This is a genomic window from Edaphobacter sp., assembly GCF_035763405.1.
In the GTDB taxonomy this organism is placed as follows: Bacteria; Acidobacteriota; Terriglobia; order Terriglobales; family Acidobacteriaceae; genus Edaphobacter.
This window is the reverse complement of sequence record NZ_DASUBE010000104.1, coordinates 1-15990: the sequence shown is the minus strand read 5'-3', so window position 1 is coordinate 15990 and position 15990 is coordinate 1. Positions and strand designations below refer to the sequence as shown.

17 protein-coding genes are annotated in these 15990 nt (G+C 61.5%); 7 read left to right on the top strand and 10 right to left on the bottom strand.

Annotated elements, in window-relative coordinates; translation table 11 throughout:
• Positions 1-12 precede the first annotated feature (12 nt).
• From VFU66_RS10720 to VFU66_RS10700, 5 genes are all read right to left on the bottom strand, one after another.
• Positions 13-1527, bottom strand: coding sequence for an amino acid permease (locus tag VFU66_RS10720; RefSeq protein WP_326446245.1), 1515 nt, complete (start codon positions 1525-1527; stop codon positions 13-15).
• 261 nt (positions 1528-1788) lie between these two features.
• Positions 1789-2412: a thiamine phosphate synthase gene (gene thiE / locus VFU66_RS10715; protein WP_326446244.1), complete on the bottom strand. Its 624-nt coding sequence runs from the start codon at positions 2410-2412 to the stop codon at positions 1789-1791.
• A gap of 114 nt (positions 2413-2526) precedes the next feature.
• Complete coding sequence (gene accC / locus VFU66_RS10710) at positions 2527-3891, bottom strand: acetyl-CoA carboxylase biotin carboxylase subunit (RefSeq protein WP_326446243.1); 1365 nt, start codon at positions 3889-3891, stop codon at positions 2527-2529.
• A gap of 48 nt (positions 3892-3939) precedes the next feature.
• A complete protein-coding gene (gene accB, locus VFU66_RS10705; protein WP_414649420.1) occupies positions 3940-4419 on the bottom strand; it encodes an acetyl-CoA carboxylase biotin carboxyl carrier protein in 480 nt (159 codons plus the stop codon).
• A 32-nt stretch (positions 4420-4451) separates the two neighbouring features.
• Positions 4452-5537 (bottom strand): M24 family metallopeptidase, encoded by a 1086-nt coding sequence (locus VFU66_RS10700; protein ID WP_326446241.1) that lies wholly within the window; start codon positions 5535-5537, stop codon positions 4452-4454.
• A 136-nt stretch (positions 5538-5673) separates the two neighbouring features.
• Here VFU66_RS10700 and VFU66_RS10695 point away from each other — a divergent pair, with 136 nt between their 5' ends.
• Complete coding sequence (locus tag VFU66_RS10695; RefSeq protein WP_326446240.1) at positions 5674-6528, top strand: metallophosphoesterase; 855 nt, start codon at positions 5674-5676, stop codon at positions 6526-6528.
• A 131-nt stretch (positions 6529-6659) separates the two neighbouring features.
• Here VFU66_RS10695 and VFU66_RS10690 read toward each other — a convergent pair whose 3' ends face one another.
• Both VFU66_RS10690 and VFU66_RS10685 read right to left on the bottom strand, forming a co-directional pair.
• Positions 6660-6914 (bottom strand): helix-turn-helix domain-containing protein, encoded by a 255-nt coding sequence (locus tag VFU66_RS10690; protein WP_326446239.1) that lies wholly within the window; start codon positions 6912-6914, stop codon positions 6660-6662.
• A 124-nt stretch (positions 6915-7038) separates the two neighbouring features.
• A complete protein-coding gene (locus VFU66_RS10685; protein ID WP_326446238.1) occupies positions 7039-8073 on the bottom strand; it encodes a 6-phosphofructokinase in 1035 nt (344 codons plus the stop codon).
• A gap of 148 nt (positions 8074-8221) precedes the next feature.
• On the opposite strand from VFU66_RS10685, the gene VFU66_RS10680 reads away from it, so the two are divergent.
• Together VFU66_RS10680 and VFU66_RS10675 are read left to right on the top strand one after the other, a co-directional pair.
• Positions 8222-8881 (top strand): FKBP-type peptidyl-prolyl cis-trans isomerase, encoded by a 660-nt coding sequence (locus VFU66_RS10680; protein ID WP_326446237.1) that lies wholly within the window; start codon positions 8222-8224, stop codon positions 8879-8881.
• Between the two features lie 39 nt (positions 8882-8920).
• Positions 8921-10663, top strand: coding sequence for an ABC transporter ATP-binding protein (locus tag VFU66_RS10675; protein WP_326446236.1), 1743 nt, complete (start codon positions 8921-8923; stop codon positions 10661-10663).
• 19 nt (positions 10664-10682) lie between these two features.
• Here VFU66_RS10675 and fliS read toward each other — a convergent pair whose 3' ends face one another.
• The 3 genes from fliS to VFU66_RS10660 all read right to left on the bottom strand — a co-directional run bounded on the left by fliS (position 10683) and on the right by VFU66_RS10660 (position 13502).
• A complete protein-coding gene (gene fliS / locus VFU66_RS10670; RefSeq protein WP_326446274.1) occupies positions 10683-11147 on the bottom strand; it encodes a flagellar export chaperone FliS in 465 nt (154 codons plus the stop codon).
• A gap of 11 nt (positions 11148-11158) precedes the next feature.
• Entirely contained in the window at positions 11159-12517 is a 1359-nt protein-coding gene (fliD, locus tag VFU66_RS10665; RefSeq protein WP_326446235.1) for a flagellar filament capping protein FliD, read from the bottom strand.
• A 145-nt stretch (positions 12518-12662) separates the two neighbouring features.
• Positions 12663-13502 carry a flagellin gene (locus VFU66_RS10660; protein ID WP_326446234.1) on the bottom strand — a complete coding sequence of 280 codons (840 nt, stop codon included), beginning with the start codon at positions 13500-13502 and terminating at the stop codon, positions 12663-12665.
• A 247-nt stretch (positions 13503-13749) separates the two neighbouring features.
• On the opposite strand from VFU66_RS10660, the gene VFU66_RS10655 reads away from it, so the two are divergent.
• The 4 genes from VFU66_RS10655 to VFU66_RS10640 all read left to right on the top strand — a co-directional run.
• Positions 13750-14025: a flagellar FlbD family protein gene (locus tag VFU66_RS10655; protein ID WP_326446233.1), complete on the top strand. Its 276-nt coding sequence runs from the start codon at positions 13750-13752 to the stop codon at positions 14023-14025.
• Between the two features lie 24 nt (positions 14026-14049).
• Positions 14050-14826 (top strand): flagellar motor protein, encoded by a 777-nt coding sequence (locus VFU66_RS10650; protein WP_326446232.1) that lies wholly within the window; start codon positions 14050-14052, stop codon positions 14824-14826.
• On the top strand, positions 14823-15572 hold the full coding sequence (locus tag VFU66_RS10645; protein WP_326446231.1) for a flagellar motor protein MotB: 750 nt from the start codon (positions 14823-14825) through the stop codon (positions 15570-15572). Before VFU66_RS10650 ends, VFU66_RS10645 begins: the two co-directional genes overlap by 4 nt.
• 162 nt (positions 15573-15734) lie before the next feature.
• Positions 15735-15990, top strand: a 256-nt coding sequence (locus tag VFU66_RS10640) for a hypothetical protein (protein ID WP_326446230.1), incomplete at its 3' end; no start/stop codon positions are given.

Below are 15990 nucleotides of genomic sequence, written 5' to 3'. Positions count from 1 at the left end.
GCCCCACCCAGGTTAATCTCCTGCTACTTCTTCCCCAAGCGCGAGTTGCACTTTGCTGTGACGTCTGCTGTAGGACACGTAAATCAGCAACCCGGCAATCAGCCAGACAATGAGCCGCGCCCAGGTCTCCCATGGAAGACCAACCATCATGGCCAGCGAGATCACGATGCCCAGAATCGGCGTAACCGGAGAAAACGGCGCACGGAACGGACGCGGCAGGTCCGGCCGGCGACGGCGCAGCACCCATACGCCCGCGCACACGATAATGAACGCCAGCAGCGTGCCGATCGATGTCATCTCGCCCAGCGCATCCAGCGGGATTGTGGACGCGAACACGGCAACCACCAGGCCTACCGTCAGCGACGAGATCCACGGCGTTTGAAACCGTGGATGCACGGTCGAGAAGAACTTCGGCAGCAGACCATCCTTCGACATGGAGAAGAACACCCGGCTCTGCCCCAGAAGCATTACGACCATGGTGCTGGTCAGTCCGCCCAGCGCGCCAAACTTCACCAGCAGGCTGCCCCAGCGCACGCCCGTCACGTCGATGCCCACAGCCAGTGAGTCCGGCACGTTCAGGTCGCGATAGTTCACCAGGCCCGTCAGCACCAGGGCCACCAGAATGTACAGAATCGTGCAGATGACAAGCGAGCCCAGAATCCCCATCGGCATGTCGCGCTTCGGGTTCTTCGCCTCCTGCGCTGCCGTCGAGACGGCATCGAATCCAATGTACGCAAAGAAGATCACTCCGGCACCGCGCAGCACGCCTGACCAGCCAAAGGAGCCGAACTTGCCTGTATTTGCGGGCAGAAACGGATGCCAGTTGATGCTCGGAAGCTCCGGATGGTGAAGCAGCATCAGGCCGCCGATGTAGAGAAAGATCAGCAGCACGATGACCTTCACGACGACAATAAAGCTGTTGAAGTTCGCCGACTCCTTGATGCCGACGATCAGGATCGCTGTCACGGCCATGATCCCGAGGAACGCAATCAGGTTGAAGACGCCGTGGCGCTGCGGCAGCGTGGCCGGGTCGATGTGCAGCTCCATCAATTTGCCGGAGACGCGCCCGAGAAACTCCCAGTGTCCCTGCCACAGTACAAACGTCGAACCCGGAGTTCCGGCCAGCTCCGGCGGCAGTCGCAGCCCGAAGTCCTGTCCCAGACTGAGCACATAGCCGCTCCACCCGGAGCAGACCGTGGCCGCGCCGAACGCATACTCCAGCACCAGGTCCCAGCCGATGATCCAGGCGAAGATCTCGCCCAGCGTGGCGTAGCCGTAGGTGTAGGCCGAGCCCGCAATGGGGATCATCGCCGCGAATTCCGCGTAGCAAAGCCCGGCAAATACACAGCCGACTGCCGCGAGAATGAAGCAGTACACCACTCCCGGACCGGCGTACCGCGCCGCAGCGGGGCCGGTCAGCACGAAGATTCCCGTGCCGATGATCGCGCCGATGCCAAGCGAGATCAGGTTGGTCGCACCGAGCGAGCGCCTCAGCGTTGAGCTGCCCGTCTCGGCAGCTTCGTTCATGATTGATTCGATTGGCTTCGTTGCCAGCAGCTTCGACATCCGGTAAAAACCTCTCACATCACAAATCTTCACGCGACACCGCGCGCTTCGGGCGTAGCAGACCAGAAAACTCGTCACTGCCACTGAATGCGTACCTCAGGGGCTGAAGCCCCGTAGCACGTTCAGCACTTGCGACACGGCTGAAGCCGTGTCCTTAAGCAAGACGGAGATTTTCCGCAGTCCGCAAGCCGCCGCGCGGCGCGAAATTGCGCCTCGTCTGTTCTACCGGAAAATTGCGAGAAAGTCTTCAGTCACCTTCCGGACGCTCTCCCCTGCGGCAAACAAGCCGCCGATGACCGCCACAGAATCCGCGCCTGCGTCGAGAACGCTCTGCGCATTGGCCCGCGTAATTCCGCCGATGGCCACGATGGGTTTCGACGTAAGCGCCCGGGCGCGGCGCACGCCCTCCAACCCAATCAGCGGCTCGGCATCGAGCTTGGTGCGCGTGGCAAAAACCGGCCCTACAGCCACATAGTCGGCGCAGGTGAGATTGGCCAGCCGCACCTGCTCGTCCGTGTGGGTCGAGATCCCCACCCACCGTGCGGGCCCGACCACGCGGCGCGCATCTTCGGGAGAGAGATCATCCTGTCCGACGTGTACGCCGTCCCACGCGGCGAGCACCGTCAGGTCAGCGCGGTCGTTCAGGATCAACCGGCAGTCTGCGTCGGCGAATGCTTCGCGTATGGCCGCCGCCGCGCGCAATATGTTTTGCGGCGAGCCAACCTTATCGCGGTACTGGAGCAGCGTCACCCCAGAGGCCCGCAGTTCGTGCGCGAAGTCGGCAACTGCGACTCTGCGCGAAGCGAGTACGCCTGCGTCCACAATCGGATAGAGTTTTGGAATCATGCACTGACCCGTGAAAGCGGTTCTCCTCCAGATGTGTCTGTGGCATTTGAAACAAAACGCAGATTCCCTTCGGGAATGACAAACGAAGTGCCCTACACCTAAGAGAGAACGGCTCTAGCTCGCTGGCTCGCTCTTCTGCCGCTCCAGAAACCGCTCCATAAACTTCGTGTCGAACTTTCCGGCGCGGAATTCCTCGTCGGCGAAGATGCGCTGGTGCAGCGGGATTGTCGTATGGATGCCCTGCACGACGAACTGCGAGAGCGCGCGCTGCATCTTGTCCATGGCCTCGGTACGGTCCGCGCCATGGCAGATGAGCTTGGCAATCATCGAGTCGTAGTACGGCGGCACGACGCCTTCGGAGTACTGCGCCGTGTCCACGCGCACGCCGTTGCCACCCGGAACATTGAACGCCGTAATTTTGCCTGCGCTGGGTGTGAATTTTTCCGGGTGCTCGGCGTTGATGCGGCACTCGATGGCGTGGCCGCGAATCTCGACCGGCCTGGTGATGATCGAGGTCAGCTTTTCTCCGGCAGCGATGCGCAACTGCGCCTTCACCAGGTCGATGCCCGTGACCATCTCGGTGACGCAGTGCTCCACCTGAATGCGCGTGTTCATTTCGATGAAGTAGATTTTGCCATCCTCGTCCATCAGGAACTCGATGGTTCCGGCGTTCCAGTAGCCGATGTTTTCGAGCGCCCGCTTGATGGTCTTGCCCAGCTCCTCGCGCAGCTTTGGAGTGATCTGAAGGCTCGGGGCCTCTTCGATCAGCTTCTGGTGGCGGCGCTGGATGGAGCACTCGCGCTCGCCGAGGCTCATCACGTTGCCGTGCTCATCGGCCAATACCTGAAACTCGATGTGGCGGGGCCGCTCGATAAATTTCTCCATGTACATGTCGCCGTTGCCGAAGGCGTTCGCGGCTTCGGTAGACGCCTGCTGGTACATGGCGGGCAGCTCCTCGGCGCTGCGAACGATGCGCATTCCGCGCCCGCCTCCGCCCGCGACGGCCTTCAGAATGACTGGATAGCCGACGCTCTTCGCCCAGTCGAGCGCCTCGTTTTCGTCGGCAATCACGCCGTCGGAGCCGGGCAGGATGGGTACTTTGGCCTTCTTCATCGTCTGGCGCGCTGTGGACTTTTCGCCCATCATGCGCGTGACCTCGGGGGGCGGCCCGATGAACTTGATGTTCGAGGCGCGGCAGACCTCGGCGAAGTTCGCGTTTTCGCTCAGCAGGCCGTAGCCGGGATGGATCGCGTCCACGTCCGCAATCTCGGCGGCCGAGATGACGGCGGGCACATTCAGGTAACTATCAGCAGATTTCGGCGGGCCGATGCAGATGGCCTCATCGGCAAAGCGCACGTGGAGCGAGTTCCGGTCGGCCTCGCTGTACACCGCAACCGTGCGGATGCCCATCTCCTTGCACGCCGAAATCACACGCAGCGCAATCTCCCCACGATTTGCAATCAATACCTTACGAAACATGTGGCTCCAAAATATCGAACTGTGAACGGATCACGGAGAACTGAGAACTTACCTCGGCCTGATGGCAAACAGAGGCTGACCGTACTCCACGGGCTGCCCGCTGGTGGCGATGCGCTTGACGACCTCGCCTGCGACGTCGACCTCGATCTCATTCATCAGCTTCATGGCCTCGACGATGCAGAGCACCTGACCTGCCTCCACCTGGTCGCCGATCTTGACGAAGGGCGGCGCGCCGGGCGAGGGCGACTCGTAGAACGTGCCCACAATCGGCGACTTCACCTCGTGCAGCGCCTCTTCGGCAGCCGCCGGGGTGGCCGAAGCCGCAACCGACGCGGCATGAGCGACAACGCCAGCAGCCGGGGCCTCCAGGCGGCTCAGTTGTCCCATGTCGATTCCGCTCGGCGCAGCCGCGCCCGCAAACTTGATCCTGACCTTCAGGTCGTCCTGATCCATGTCGAACTCGGCGATACCGTTCGCCTTCAGAAATTCGACCAGCTCGCGCAGCTCATCCAGTTTTTTCGCTTCCATCATCTCTCCCGTGCCTGTTGCGGCACTTTTGGCTACAACTCAATCCATGCCTTTACGCTTGGCGTCAAAACCTCGCCGCCCTTTGAAGTTACCAGAACCATGTCCTCAATCCGAACTCCGAACCTGCCCGGCATGTAGACCCCCGGCTCAATCGTGATGACCATTCCCTCTTCGAGCTTCTGCGTCTGCTTCGCCGCGAGGCGCGGCCCCTCGTGAATTTCAAGTCCAACGCCGTGCCCAGTCGAGTGGCTGAAGTACCTGGCCAGCTTCGCCCGCCGGAGTATGCTGCGCGCGGCTTCATCAATCTCCGCCGTAACGACGCCCGGGGCCACCCTGGCCACGGCCGCCTCCTGCGCTTCCAGAACCGCATCATACACTTCCCGCTCGCCCGCTCGCGCCTTGCCCAGGTGGACCGTGCGGGTCATGTCGCTCATGTAACCTGCGAGCACCACGCCGAAGTCCAGGGTAACGAACCCCTGCTTCGGCAGCTTCGTCATGGTCGCATGGCCGTGCGGCATGGAGGAGCGCATACCGCTGGCGACGATCGTCTCGAACGACATCGCTTCGGCCCCAGCCAGCCGAGCGCGATGCTCCAGTTCGGCAGCCACCGCCATCTCAGTCATGCCGGGCTCCAGAAATTCGAGCATTCCATCAAACAGCCTGCAACCCAACGCGGCAGCTTTCCTGATGCGCGCGATCTCGTCGGCGTCCTTCACCTCGCGCATCGCGGCGATCAGAGGCTTGGTCGGTTGAAACATGCCGCGCCGCAGCTTGCCGGAGACTGCCTTGCGCATCCCATCGAGCGCGGCGACCGTGGTGTGCTCGGCGTCGAAGCCGCAGCGCCGAACCTTAGCCGCCTCCAGCCACTCGCAGGCCGCCGTAAGGGCGGGCTTCTTCGCAATGACGACGCGAGTGCCCCGGGCCTCAGCCTTTGCCTGGGCGGTATAACGGCCATCGGTGAAGAGCACCGCCCGCCCCCCGGCCAGCACCAGCGCGGCGTTCGAGCCAGTAAATCCGCACAGATACCGCACATCCGGCAGGTGCGTCACCAGCAGAGCATTCACCCCGGCAGCCTTCGCAGCGGCTGCCGCTCTCTTCTTACGATCAAGAAAATTCATCACTTCCGATTCTACCGAAACCTGCGCAGGCTTCGTTCAGGAGATGGGCGTATCGGGCTGAGTAATGGACGAAGCAACGAACCGGCTATGGGAGCCGGTATCATGGTTTATGTCTGTTTCTTCACCTGGCCGGACGATGAGTGTCTCCCGGCGCCGCTTTCTTATTGGCTCAGGAGCCGCAGCAGCGGGGCTGGCCCTGTACTCCGGCGAAGTTGGCCGCCACGAGATCGACATTGTCCGCCGCACGGTCGCCATCGATAACCTGCCTGCGCCGTTTCACGGCTACACCGTCGCCCAGATCAGCGACATCCACCTGGACGAGTACACGGAGCCCTATTTTCTGGAGCGCATCGTAGGCCAGGTCAACGCGCTCAAGCCGGACCTCGCGCTGCTGACAGGAGATTTCGTGACTCGCGGCATCTATTCCATGTTCGCCGCGCGCAACGCTGCGTACCGCTGCGCCGAGATCGTCAGCACCCTCGACGCGCCCCTGCGCTATGCCTGCCTCGGCAATCACGACGTGACGGTCAGCGCGCCGCTGGTCATCGAGGCGCTGACCTCGCATGGCACGCCTGTCCTCGTCAACCAGCACATCGCCATCGAGCGCGGAGGCGAGCGCCTGTGGCTGGCCGGCGTGGACGACCCCGGCACCCGGCATCCGGACCTCAACCTCGCCGTGCCCGACAACCCCGGAGCACCCGTCATCCTGATGGCGCACGAGCCTGATTACGCCGACACGGTCGTCCGGCACCCGCGCTTTCCGTTGGTCGATCTGATGCTAGCCGGGCACTCCCACGGAGGCCAGATTCGCCTGCCCTTTCTGGGCGCGCTCGTGCTGCCGCCGATGGGCGAAAAATATGTCGAAGGTTACTTCCGCTTTGAACGGATGCAGCTCTATGTCAATCGCGGCATCGGCACGGTGGGCGTGCCGTTTCGCTTGAACTGCCCGCCGGAGATTACCCTGCTGACGCTCCAGCCTGCGAAGAGTTAAATCGATCACGGATTGGCGTGGATCGCACGGATAAAAGCAGGTTCCTTCCCCTTCGCTCAGGGTATGGAATGGAAATGAAGAAATATATCCGTGTTCATCCGCGCAAATCCGTGGTCGAATCGGTTTCCCAGTTACCGGGCCCGTGCGACGGGCTTCTTCTGCTTCGGCATCACTGCGACGGGAGAGGCAGGGCGCACGCCCGACTTCTCATCCATCCATGCATCGAGCAGCGACTTTTTGAACCGCCAGCGGTTGCCCAGCTTGAACGCAGGGACGAAGCCTTCGGAGGCATACCGGTAGAGCGTGTCCCCGCTAATGCCCAGGTATTCGGACGCCTGCCGGATGTCCATCACCTCGCGCACGATCATCTGCACCGCGACAGCCATCGTAAAGTCTCCCTGAGCCACAACTTTAAACCAAAAACGGTGCCGGAGGGAACTCTCCCCGGCACCATCTTTGTACCCCCTTCCGGGGGACGAGGCAACAAAAATCTCCTTTGTTAACTAGAAGCTAACGGGGAGGCTGCAAGCCCTTCATCACATTCAGCAGGTCTTCTCCCACCGTGCGGGTCTTGGCAATCGCGTCGGCCAGCGGGATGTCGGAGATCTGCGTGCCCTTGAGCACAACCAGACGGTTGAACTTCCCGGCATGAACCAGATCGATGGCGGCCGTCCCGTAGCGGGTGGCCAGCATCCGGTCATAGGCGGTCGGGGTGCCTCCGCGCTGGGTGTGTCCCAGGTTCACGCTGCGGGTCTCGTAGCCCGTACGCTTTTCGATGGCCTCGGCCACCGCCTGGCCAATGCCAGCCAGTCGGGCGTGCCCGAAGGAGTCCACGCTCGCGTCGTGTGTCGCCAGCTCGCCTTCGGGAAACTTTGCACCCTCGGCGACGACCACGATGGAGAACTTCTTGCCGTGCTCCCAGCGATACTTGATGAGGCGGCAGGCTTCTTCGATGTCGATCGGCACCTCAGGCACCAGAATCACGTCGGCTCCGCCGGCCAGGCCGGAAGAAATCGCAATCCATCCCGCGTCGCGGCCCATGACTTCGCAGACCAGGATGCGGTTGTGCGACTCGGCGGTCGAGTGCAACCGGTCCACTGCCTCGGTAGCAATACTCACCGCGGTGTCGAAGCCGAAGCAGACATCGGTGCCGCTCAGGTCGTTGTCGATGGTCTTGGGCACACCCACGCACTTGACGCCCTGCTCGCCGAGCGCCAGCGTAATCGACTGGGTATCGTCGCCGCCGAGGGCGATCAGTGCGTCCAGCTTGTTGGCCTTAATCGACGCCAGGCACTTTTCGAATCCGCCCGGGACCTTCTTCACGTTTGTCCGCGAAGACCTGAGGATGGTTCCACCCTTTTGCAGGATGCCGGAGGTCGTCTCCAGATTCAGCGGCATGGTGTTGTTCTCGATCACGCCCCGCCAGCCTTCCAGAAATCCGACAAACTCGTCTCCATAGTGAAGGATTCCCTTGCGGACCGCCGCGCGAATCACAGCGTTCAACCCGGGGCAGTCCCCGCCTCCAGTCAACATACCAATGCGCATTGCTTTCTCCTTAAGACTTCAGACAACCGATTTTTCCGAATTAACACACCGAAAAAATCATAACGCACCGGGTGCTCTCCTTAGAAATACCCTGTTCCGTCGAGAGGTGGCTCCACAAACCGTCAACTCGTCCTAAACTGAAACCACGATGACCTTCAAGCTCTGTTCGCTCGCGCTCCTGGCAGCTACTGCCGCAACCGCCCAGACCTCGAAACCGGCCGTGCATCACACGACGACGACCCACCACACCGCAACCACCAAGATTTCCGCCAAAGTCTCCGCCATCCCGCACGTCCCGGGCATTCCCAAGACGCTCTATGCGCTGAAATACATCGACATCCGCGTTGGCAAAGGCCCGCTGGCCGAGACGCATAAGTGGTACACCGTCCACTACACGGGCTGGTTCCCCGACGGCACGAAGTTTGATTCGTCGTTCGACCATCCCGGCGGCGAGCCGATCGTGTTTCCCTGCGGAGCGCGCCGCGTCATCACTGGATGGGACACGGGGTTTGAAGGAATGCACGTCGGCGGCAAGCGCCGTCTTTTCATCCCATACCAGCTCGCCTACGGAGAGATGGGCAACCCGCCGCGGATGCCCGCCAAGGCTAATTTGATCTTCGATGTCGAGCTTGTCGCCCAGTCCGACACACCGCCCGAACCCAAGCCCGAGGCCGCTCCCGCAAAGCCAGCCGAGCCTGCAGTGAAGCCTGCTGAGCCTGAGGCCAAGCCAGCCGAGCCTACGGCCGAGCCGAAGCCGGAAACGCCGGCAGCACCGCCTAAAACTCCTCCGAATCCTGAGACAAAGTAACGGCGTCTAACTTGAGGACAAAGAAGAGTTAACTATCGGATGTTTCAAAAGCTCAAACCGCTCGCTCCCTACCTCAGGCGTTACTGGAAGAGTCTCGCCTGGGGCGGGGTGTCGGTCACGCTGTACAACACCCTCAAGATTCTGATCCCCCTCGTCATCGGCCACGCCGTCGATGACATGAAGCACGGCCTGACGCGGGAGAAGATTCTGCACCACGCGCTGCTGCTCGTCGGTATTGCCGTGCTCTGCGCCGTCTTTCTCTATCTCACGCGGTGGATCATCATCGGGGCCTCGCGTGAGATCGAGTACGACATCCGCAACGACCTCTTCCAGAATCTCGAACGCCAGTCCGCCGACTATTACCACACGCACCGCACCGGCGACATCATGGCCCGCACCACCAACGACCTGAACGCCGTCCGCCAACTACTGGGCCCGGCTATCATGTACAGCGCCAACACGCTGATCTTCACCGCGGCCGCGCTGCCGTTTATGATGCGCATCAGCCCGCAGCTCACGCTGTGCGCCTTTGTGCCACTGCCCATCGCGTCGGTGCTGGTGCAGTACTTCGGCGCGCGGATTCATCGGCGCTTCGAGCGCATTCAGGCGATGTTTTCCGACATCTCCGCCATGGCACAGGAGAACTTCTCCGGTGCTCGGCTGATTCGCGCCTTCGCGCAGGAGGACGCTGAGATTGCGACCTTCGAAAAGGCCAATCAGGAGTACATCCGCCGCAGCCTGCTCCTGGTACGGTTGATGGCGATGCTGTGGCCCACGCTTGAGTTCGTCCTTGGCCTCTCGCTGATGATTACGCTCTTCGTCGGAGGTCGCGAGGTCATCGAAGGTCACATCACTGTCGGCCAGTTCACCGCGTACAACGTCTACATGGTGCAACTGACGTGGCCCATGATCGCCATCGGCTGGGTCGTCAACCTCTTCCAGCGCGGTACCGCATCACTGGTCCGCATCGACGAGTTGTTGAAGCAGAGGCCCGACATCGCGGACGCCCCCCACGCAACCGCGACGCCCGTCGTGGGCGAGATCGAGTTCCGTGCCCTCACCTTCGCGTACCCTGATGCTCCGGCGGTACTGAAGAATATCAACCTCAAGATTCCCGCCGGATCGAGCCTTGCCATCGTCGGCCCGACAGGCTCGGGAAAATCGACGCTGGTCAATCTCATTCCGCGCCTGCACGATGCGGCTCCCGGCCAGGTCCTTATCGACGGGCAGCCGGTTGGCAACTTCACGCTCGAATCGCTGCGCAAAAATATCGGTTTCGTCCCGCAGGAGACTTTTCTGTTCTCGGAAACAATCCGGCAGAACATCGCCTTCGGCACGCCGGATGCGACGCCTGAACAAGTGGAAGAGGCGGCTGCCACCGCACACATTGCTGCGGAGATCCTCGAGTTTCCGCGCGGCTTCGAGACGATGGTCGGCGAACGCGGCGTTACGCTCTCCGGTGGACAGAAGCAGCGCACGGCCATCGCCCGCGCCCTCCTCCGCGACCCGCGCATTTTGATCCTCGATGACGCGCTCGCCAGCGTGGACACCTATACCGAAGAACGGATTCTCGGCGGACTACGCCAGCAGATGCAGGGCCGCACGACAATCTTCATCTCGCACCGCATCTCGACCGCACGCAACGCAGACCGGATCGCCGTACTGGTGAACGGACGCATCGCGGAGCTGGGGACTCACGACGAGTTGCTCGCACGCAACGGCTACTACACCAGCCTGTTTGAAAAGCAGCGGCTCGAAGAAGAGATCTCCGTCACCGCATAGTGACGCATTCCAGCAGTGATTACGCAGTCCAACACGAGGCGCTGCCCGTTTCCACCACCTCGCGCGCGACCGCCGCAGGAACAAATTTTTCCTCCCGCGTCCTGAGTTCGCGCGGCAACACACGGCCCGCTTCGGGATCGCGCGCCACAACCAGCCAGGCATCGCGCACATTGCGCACGCACGCAATGACCTCCTGAAACTGTTCCACCGACTCGACGTGCGACGCTTCCAGGGTCATCGTAAACATGGCCGCGTAAAACTCCGAGAGCGCCGTGGCCGCGCTGCCACCCACGTCCGGTCGCAGCCGTGCTTGTAGATACATCAGAATATCCAGCACCTTCTTCACCGCGACGCGGCGGCCGTAAATATCGCTCTCCTCCACGCACTGCATGGCCCTATACAGAAACCGAATCGACGCATCGTAAAGCGCCACCACCATCTCCACGCCTGTTGCCCCGGCCAGTGCCTGCTGCTCATAACCCATGTCGCTCACCCTTATCCCTTCCCCGTGTTGTAGCCTGTGATGGCGCTGTACATCGCATCGACTTCGTTAAGCTGGCTCGGAATCGATTGCAGAATCTCATTTGCCGTATTCAACTCAGCAGTGAGCTGGTCTTTCTGCGTGGCGAGCAAGGCATCCTCGTTGCTGATGTCGGCCTTGAGCGAGGACTCCTGCGTGGCGTTCTGCTGTTGCGTCAGGTAGACCGCCCCGTTCGGAGCCTGCGTCCCCAGGTTGTTCAATGCGCTGGCCATCGTCTGGCCAAAGCTGCCCGCATTCTGCAAAAAGCCTGTAACGTCGGAGAAGCTGGAGTTCAGAGCTGAGTTCAGTGTGTCCGCATTCAGGGTCAGCGTTCCGTCGTTGTTCATGCTGATTCCCAATTGCGTGATGTTATTGATCGATCCGCTGGCGGCGCCCGAAAACAGCGACCCGGTGAGCTGCCCCTGGATCTGTGCCAGCGCCGGGCTGCCATACAGCGGCTGCGGATTGCCGCTCGCATCCTTCCCTTCCTGCGTGTTGATGTCCTTGACCACAGCATTGTAAGCAGTGATGAAGGAGTTGATGGCTGTGCCCACCGCAGTCGTGTCGTTCGTGATCTCCACCTGCACCGGCGTCGCAGGGGCTGAAGAGAGCAGTTGGAAGGTGACGCCGGGAATTGCGTTCGTCACTGTATTCGAGGAGCTTGCAATCGACACACCATCGACGGTCAGGCTTGCGTCCTGTCCATTCTCGCCGGTTTGGAATGTGATGGTGCCGGACGAAGCGCCGGAGAGCGAACTCGTAACTGTCAACTGGCCCGCCGCGCCGCTCGTGTTGCTGACGATGGAGAGACGCGAGCCCGAGCTATCAGTCAGCACGCTTGCGCTCACGCCAATCCCCGCCGCATTGATGGCGGAGGAGAGTGACGAGAGCGTGTTATCGTTGTCCGCGCTGTCCACGTTGAACGTGTGCCCCTGAATCGTCACCGTGCCCGAGAGCGTATCGCTTGCGTTCGAGATCGCCGTTGTTACAACGGAGGAGGTCTGCGCCAGTGAATTGATGACGATCGTATGGCTGCCCGCCGCCGCCGTCGCGCTGGCCGAAGTCAGGCTGAGCAAGTTCGTGTCTGAGCTGGAGCCTTGTTTGGCTGCGAATGCACCTTCAAAGTCCGTCAATGACTGGAGGCTTGTTGTCAGCGTCGAAAGGTCCGTGCCCAGCGACGTCAGGACCGTGTCCTGCGACTGCAACGCGGAGAGCTGATTCTTCCACGGCGTCTCGATTGCCTGTTCCGAAGCCTGTATCTGCGAGACCGTCGTGGCCACATCGAATCCCTGGCCGCTGGCCGCTGCACCGAAGTTAAGTCCTACTGTGCCCATTTCACCTTCCAGACCTTCGACCGATAGCAGGCAAGAACCGTGCCGTCGTGGTGCATGAAGCATGAGAGAGGCTTAATGCCTTCCGGTAAATGAACGATCGGCGGCCAGCCTCATGCAGCCAGGCCGCCGATCGTCGGTAAGCAAACTACTGGAGCAGCTTCAGAACCTCCTGCGCAACGCTGTTGGCCTGCGCAAGGGCGCTGATGCCGGTCTGGTTCAGTACCTGGTACTTCGCCAGATCGCTGGTCGCCTGACCGTAGTTGGTCGATTTGATTACGCTCTCAGCCGCCGACAGATTCACGGACTCAGAACTGGCTACATTGGCAGCTGCATTCAACTGGTTGATGTTCGCACCAATCGCACCGCGCTGCGCCGCAACGTCCGCGATGGCCGTGGTGATCTTGCCCAGCGCGGTCTGCGCGGCCGCCTGCGAGGTGAGCACCTGCGTCGACAGGTCCACGCCTGTGCCGTTGCCCACGTTCGCCGTGGTGAGAGCGCCGACGGTCGCCGCAATCGTCGTGGTTCCTGCCGTAGTGCCGTCGCTGACCACGAAGTCCGTTGCGGTCGCGGAGAACACGGCAGTGCTGTTGTAGTTGGTCGTCGAGCCGATGTTGCCGATCTCCGTCAGGATGCTCTGGAACTCGGTGTCGGCGGCGTTGGACTGAGCAGTAGTCAAGCCGCCGTTTGAAGCCTCGGTGGCCAGCGTGACGGCGCGATCCAGCAGGTTCGTCACCTGCGACAACGCTCCGTCGGCGGTCTGGAGCAGACCCACTCCGTTCTGCGCGTTCTGCGCGGACTGGTTCAGTGCTGCCTGGTTGGCGTGGAGACCGTCCGCGATGGAGAGACCGGCAGCATCGTCTGCGCCGCTGTTAATGCGCGAACCCGACGAGAGCTGCTGGAGGACGTTCTGCAGGCTGCTCTGTGTCTGGTTCAGGTTGTTTTCGGCATACGTTGCCGCAACGTTGGTGAGAATGCCCAAGGACATATGGAAACGCTCCTAATAGTGCTCGATTTGAGTTACCGCGCCGCCAGCCCCGAGTGTTGCTCCGTTCCTTCGACGCTCTTCGCTGACGCTCGAATGTCCGGTCCACCGTGCGGTAGGCTCCGCGTTCTTCCACCTCATCGGCGCACCGGCATTTGACTTTAGAAGCGTTTCTGACGGCCCGCCGCATCGCACCCATCTATTGACACCGCCGTCCGTGCCGATGAAGCACATGGGAGGAACCGCCTGCATGATTCAACTCACCCGCCTCAACGGCAGTCGTCTGGCCGTCAACTGCGACCTTATTAAATATGCGGAAGCCGCGCCTGACACGATGCTCACACTGATTACCGGCGAAAAGCTCGTTGTACTCGAGCCATGCCACGAAGTCTCCGAGCGCACGCTCGAGTATCGCGCCGCCGTTCTGCGCGCGGCGTGGCCCGAGGCCGCGTCGGCGCTGGTCGCTCGCGCGGCCGGGGACCTGGACAAACTCCTGCGTGATCCCAAGCGGTCTCCCCAAAAGTAACCTTACCCAGCGAAAGGCTCTCCCATGGACATCGCCAGCATCGGCGGCATCGCACTCGCAATCATCGGCATCCTCTCCGGCATGATGATGGAGGGCGGCAGCATCTCGCAGATTACGCAGCCAACCGCCGCGCTCATCGTCATCGGCGGAACCGTCGGCGCTGTCTTGTTGCAGTTTCCCATCAACATCTTTCTTGCCGCACTGAAGCAGCTTGCCCGCATCTTCTTCTCCGGCAAATCCAACGGCGAAGACGTTCTCAAGCAGATCGTCGCCTTCGCCAACAAAGCCCGCAAGAGCGGCATCGTCTCGCTCGACCAGGATCTACCTACCGTCGAAGAGCCGTTCCTCCGCCAGGCCCTGATGCTCGCCATCGACGGCACCGAGCCCAACGAGGTCCGCAAGATCATGCAGATGGAACTCGACAACAAATCTGAGATGGAAGAAAAAATTCCGCAGGTCTTCGAAGCCGCGGGGGGCTACTCGCCCACGGTCGGCATCATCGGCGCAGTGCTCGGGCTCATCCAGGTCATGCAGCATCTGGACAACATCACCGAAGTCGGCCGCGGCATCGCCGTCGCCTTCGTCGCGACCATCTACGGCGTGGCCTTTGCCAATCTCGTCTTTCTTCCGGCGGCGGGCAAGCTCAAAATCCGCGCGCACCAGCAGCACCTGATCAAAGAGATGATGCTCGAAGGCGTCATCTCCATTCTTGAAGGCATGAATCCGCGCATGATTGAAACCAAGCTGCGCACGTTCCTCTTCGAGAGCAAGGAGACCAGGGCCGAGGAGGCCACCGCATGAGCCGCAAAAAGAAGCAGCCAGAACACGTCAACCATGAACGCTGGCTCGTCTCCTATGCCGACTTCATCACGCTGCTCTTCGCCTTCTTCGTCGTGCTGTTTGCCTCCAGCCAGGCCGACAAAAAGAAGCAGTCGCAACTGTCTTCGGCCATGCAGTCGGCCTTCAGTCCGCTTGGCGTCTTCGAGGCCCACTCCAGGACGCCGCCGCTGGTGCCCGGTGGGGCCGCGACCAACGTTGCGCCCGTCTCGCTTCCCGTGCCCACGGAGCACGGCGAAGCTATGAAGGACATCGAGAAGCGTCTTAGCGAATTGCTTGCCCGGCAAGTCGCCTCCGGGGGCATCCCGCCCGGCAGCGTCACCATGCAGATGACCGCCGAGGGACTCGTGATCTCACTCCATGAGGCGGGATTCTTCGCGTCAGGCTCCGCCGAGGTCCGCGCCGCATCCATCCCCGCGCTCGCCAGCCTTGCCGCGACACTGCCCAACGCTCCGCTGCGCATTGAAGGCCACACCGACAACGTGCCCATCCACACCCTGCAATACGCCACGAACTGGGAGCTTTCCACCGCGCGCGCCACAGCCATCGCACGACTGCTGCTCTCCAGCGGTCACATCGACCCGGCCAACGTTGCCGCCGCAGGCTACGCTGAATATCATCCCATTGCGTCGAATGCCACCGAAGCAGGCCGTGCTCAGAATCGCCGCGTGGACATCATCCTTTTGCAGCACCCGACACCTTCACGGTGACGCGCTTCTCCAGCACTTCCTTCACTCTCAATGTTGCACTTCGTCCCGCAGCGAAATTTGCATCTCCATTTCTCACCCTGAGCAGAACCGAAGGGGAAGGAATCGCTGTTCGCCAGCGCGCCGCAAATGCCAGCGGAGCCTCGCACGATTTATAGTGACTACATGAGGCCCTTCGCCAATGCGAAGCATTTCAAGCCGCTGCAATCGCTGGCGCGAAGCATCACCGCCACCTGCCTCATCGCATTCCTCGCAGCTTCGGCGTCGTGTCTTCACCTGTCCGCACAGCCGCAGGCGATGTGCAAGCATTGCACGCACAACCAACCGATGAGTCAACAGGTCCCACCCTGCTGTAGCGTCAGCCATCATCCGCCGGCAGTCTTCGCCTCGACCGACTTCCATCAGCCTGCGCAGGCGTTCT